General features: G+C 36.9%; 2 protein-coding genes. One reads left to right on the top strand and one right to left on the bottom strand.

Going from position 1 to position 3,910, the window contains the following annotated elements; translation table 11 throughout:
• Positions 1 to 1,341: 1,341 nt before the first annotated feature.
• Positions 1,342 to 2,541, bottom strand: coding sequence for an alginate O-acetyltransferase AlgX-related protein (locus tag D5R40_RS30885; RefSeq protein WP_124146018.1), 1,200 nt, complete (start codon positions 2,539 to 2,541; stop codon positions 1,342 to 1,344).
• A 22-nt stretch (positions 2,542 to 2,563) separates the two neighbouring features.
• Between D5R40_RS30885 and D5R40_RS36575 the strand changes: the two genes are divergently transcribed.
• The gene (locus D5R40_RS36575) at positions 2,564 to 2,713 is read left to right on the top strand and encodes a hypothetical protein (protein WP_161564620.1); all 150 of its coding nucleotides are present in this window, start codon (positions 2,564 to 2,566) and stop codon (positions 2,711 to 2,713) included.
• The last annotated feature ends 1,197 nt before the right edge of the window (positions 2,714 to 3,910 follow it).

The following is a 3,910-nucleotide window of genomic DNA, read 5'->3' as shown; positions in this document are numbered from 1 at the left end:
ATCAGTTATCAGTTATCAGTACCAACCCCTAAAGCATGAGGCAAGAAAATACTGAAGTTTACTTTTTTCTGGCTATTGACCCTATTTTTTGGTCATAAGATTTTTAATTTGATTTTCTAAGCCGGAAGTCAAGAGTCAGCGAAGCTGAAGTCAGGAGTCAGGATTGCAAAATTTAACAATTCATGATTCTACTCTATTCAGATATATCTTGCTACGAGACAACGGGGAGATGGGGAGTGAGGGAGTAGAGGAGCGGAAAAAACTGTCAGTAGGAAAAAAACCGAAATACATCCTCTTTCTTTGACAAGAATTACGCAAAGGTACTATATATAGTAGATAAAAACCATACCATTGTGGTACATATAGTGTTTTTTTCGGCAAAATGCTTAAGTCCTGTTTTAACAAGCTATCAGCTATCAGCTATCAGCTATCAGCTAAAATCGGCGGGTTCGGCGTCCCCCATGCTTATTTGAAAAAGCGCGTGGTGTGCGTGTTCTGGTGGATTAAAATCCCCATCATACGCCTTGAGAGCTGAGGTGCTGAGGTGCTATTTCAATTGGAGCTGAAGTCATTTTTCTCAATTTCAATTAATACCATTACGGTTGCACCAACTGCCATTATATAGAATCCTTATGATATCTTTGCACGCGGTATGTGCTTTTGGCTGCCGTCCTTAGTCGGTGGTGAAGTCAGGAAATTTAGAAATAGAATAGGGGAAAAAGCGGATGCGACCCTGCGACGACGACGGCTCGCTTGCGGAACGCGCATCAAGCAAGTAGAAAAATGCTCCCTATTCCCCTACTCCCTTACTTCTCTCCCTATCTTCTTACCTCCCCTCAAATGAGTTATACCATTTCTCAAAAACTTTTCTACATTTTTACATAGTAGGGGAGTAGGGGAGTATGGGAGTAGGGGAGTGGGTGAGAAGTAAAAAAAAATAATAATTAATATTAAACTGACTCAAATTAGCAAAAAGTTTATTCGGATAGTTTAATTAGTTAATAACTGAAGTGTTACCCAAATATAGCACTAATGCATGGTAATTGGTATTATATAGCAGTCGAAGGAAAGGTGTTTGACAGATCGCTCATCTTGAAACTCAGACAACGCAATATTTTTCCTTCTTCCTTCTGCTATAAAAAATTCTTGATTAGTTCTTTCAATTGGAAACTATACCAGGGCGAAGTGCTATATTTTTTATTCCCTATCTTTTGATTTTGGGTTGAAAAAAGCGCCGTCTACACGGTGTTTACAATTGGTTGGGTTTTGAGTCCCAATCCATTTTTTTTTCCTTCTTTCTTTCTTCTTCCTTCCTTCTTCCTTCTGCCATAGCAATCTTCCTTATTCAAAAAAATTATCGATATCTCTTACTAAATAATCGAATAAAATATCCGCAGCTAATAAATTTCCAGCACTATTCCAATGAGGTTCCCGAAGTAAGTATAAAGGACGATTTTTTTGTTCTCTTCTAAATCTATCTAACATATCTATATAAGGAATACTATTAGCCTCCAAATATTTCCTCAAAATCTCTTGCTGACAAGTCGTATTATAAGACTCTCGCTTCAAATCATCATATTCCGCAAAAATGTCATTCAACAATTCATCATTAACTTGATATTCATCGGGATAAATTGCCACCACAAACTGAATATTTCGAGACTCTAATAAGGCTTGCATTTCTGAAATACTCTGAAAAATATAGTTAATATTATCGTCTCGCTTGCCCTCAAGTAAATCTCTAATCTTACAGAATTTGAGCCTACTTTTTTCTACCCGCAGAAAAGCTTTTTCAGATAAAATTCCCGGTGACTTTTCCCGTTCAATAATTGGAGCTGATGCTAAATTTAAACTAGCAACTAGAGAACTACTAAACTGGGCAGAATCCTGTTTAGCTCTTTGTAATTCCTGGTAAACTTGATATTTCTGCTGTAAAAACATCAATAATCTAGACTTACCAATAATCGGATAACCAAAAATAATTAATTCATCTTCCTTATCTATATCTATATAGATACCATTGACAATAATTCGTTTTCTTTCTGGGTCAGCATCCCGAAAATCATTACCAACAAAAAAACCTAATACTACTAAATCCGGATTATATTGCAACCCGTATTTTTTCAACATAGCTAACTGCTCCCCAGTATGAGTTCCTGGATAGCCTACATTAATCACATCAACTTGCTGTTTGCCATAATAATTATCAAAATTTTTCTCCAACAAAGCCGTATAATTTCCTTCTTTTCCACCAGCCCAATTAAACGAATCGCTAACCACTAATAATCGAAATTTATTCTGGTCTTTTTGCAAAGGATAATCTCTATCGTTAAAACCAAATTGATTATTACCATTAATATAAGGTCGTACTCTAAATCCTAAATCTGAATCGTACTGATAGAGACCTTTAAATAGATAAGGCTCCAAAACAATCATCACAATTTCTACCAAAAATAGAGGTATAAATATCCAGGTAAATGTTAATAATAAAAATGTATTAAAATTTTTCCAGTTAATCAATTTGAGGAATTTTGATAACATAATAGAGAATAAGGAATAGAGATTGAAGAAGGAAGAAGAAAGAAGGAAGAGGGAAGAAAAAGTGGATGGGGATAGTCTTCGACAAGCCGCTCCGCGTCTACAAACCACAACCAATTGTAAACACCCTGTAGACGGTGGGGTATTAAACCCAAAATCAAAAGATAGGGAATAAAAAATATAGCACTTCGCCCTGGTATAGTTTCCAATTGAAAGAACTAATCAAGAATTTTTTATAGCAGAAGGAAGAAGGAAAAATATTGCGTTGTCTGAGTTTCAAGATGAGCGATCTGTCAAACACCTTTCCTTCGACTGCTATATAATACCAATTACCATGCATTAGTGCTATATTTGGGTAACACTTCAGTTATTAACTAATTAAACTATCCGAATAAACTTTTTGCTAATTTGAGTCAGTTTAATATTAATTATTATTTTTTTTTACTTCTCACCCACTCCCCTACTCCCATACTCCCCTACTCCCCTACTATGTAAAAATGTAGAAAAGTTTTTGAGAAATGGTATAACTCATTTGAGGGGAGGTAAGAAGATAGGGAGAGAAGTAAGGGAGTAGGGGAATAGGGAGCATTTTTCTACTTGCTTGATGCGCGTTCCGCAAGCGAGCCGTCGTCGTCGCAGGGTCGCATCCGCTTTTTCCCCTATTCTATTTCTAAATTTCCTGACTTCACCACCGACTAAGGACGGCAGCCAAAAGCACATACCGCGTGCAAAGATATCATAAGGATTCTATATAATGGCAGTTGGTGCAACCGTAATGGTATTAATTGAAATTGAGAAAAATGACTTCAGCTCCAATTGAAATAGCACCTCAGCACCTCAGCTCTCAAGGCGTATGATGGGGATTTTAATCCACCAGAACACGCACACCACGCGCTTTTTCAAATAAGCATGGGGGACGCCGAACCCGCCGATTTTAGCTGATAGCTGATAGCTGATAGCTGATAGCTTGTTAAAACAGGACTTAAGCATTTTGCCGAAAAAAACACTATATGTACCACAATGGTATGGTTTTTATCTACTATATATAGTACCTTTGCGTAATTCTTGTCAAAGAAAGAGGATGTATTTCGGTTTTTTTCCTACTGACAGTTTTTTCCGCTCCTCTACTCCCTCACTCCCCATCTCCCCGTTGTCTCGTAGCAAGATATATCTGAATAGAGTAGAATCATGAATTGTTAAATTTTGCAATCCTGACTCCTGACTTCAGCTTCGCTGACTCTTGACTTCCGGCTTAGAAAATCAAATTAAAAATCTTATGACCAAAAAATAGGGTCAATAGCCAGAAAAAAGTAAACTTCAGTATTTTCTTGCCTCATGCTTTAGGGGTTGGTACTGATAACTGATAACTGAT

Origin of the sequence: Okeania hirsuta, from assembly GCF_003838195.1 — a bacterium.
Taxonomy (GTDB): Bacteria; Cyanobacteriota; Cyanobacteriia; order Cyanobacteriales; family Microcoleaceae; genus Okeania; species Okeania hirsuta.
Note: the sequence above shows the minus strand (reverse complement) of the source record. Positions and strands in the feature narration are given on the sequence as shown.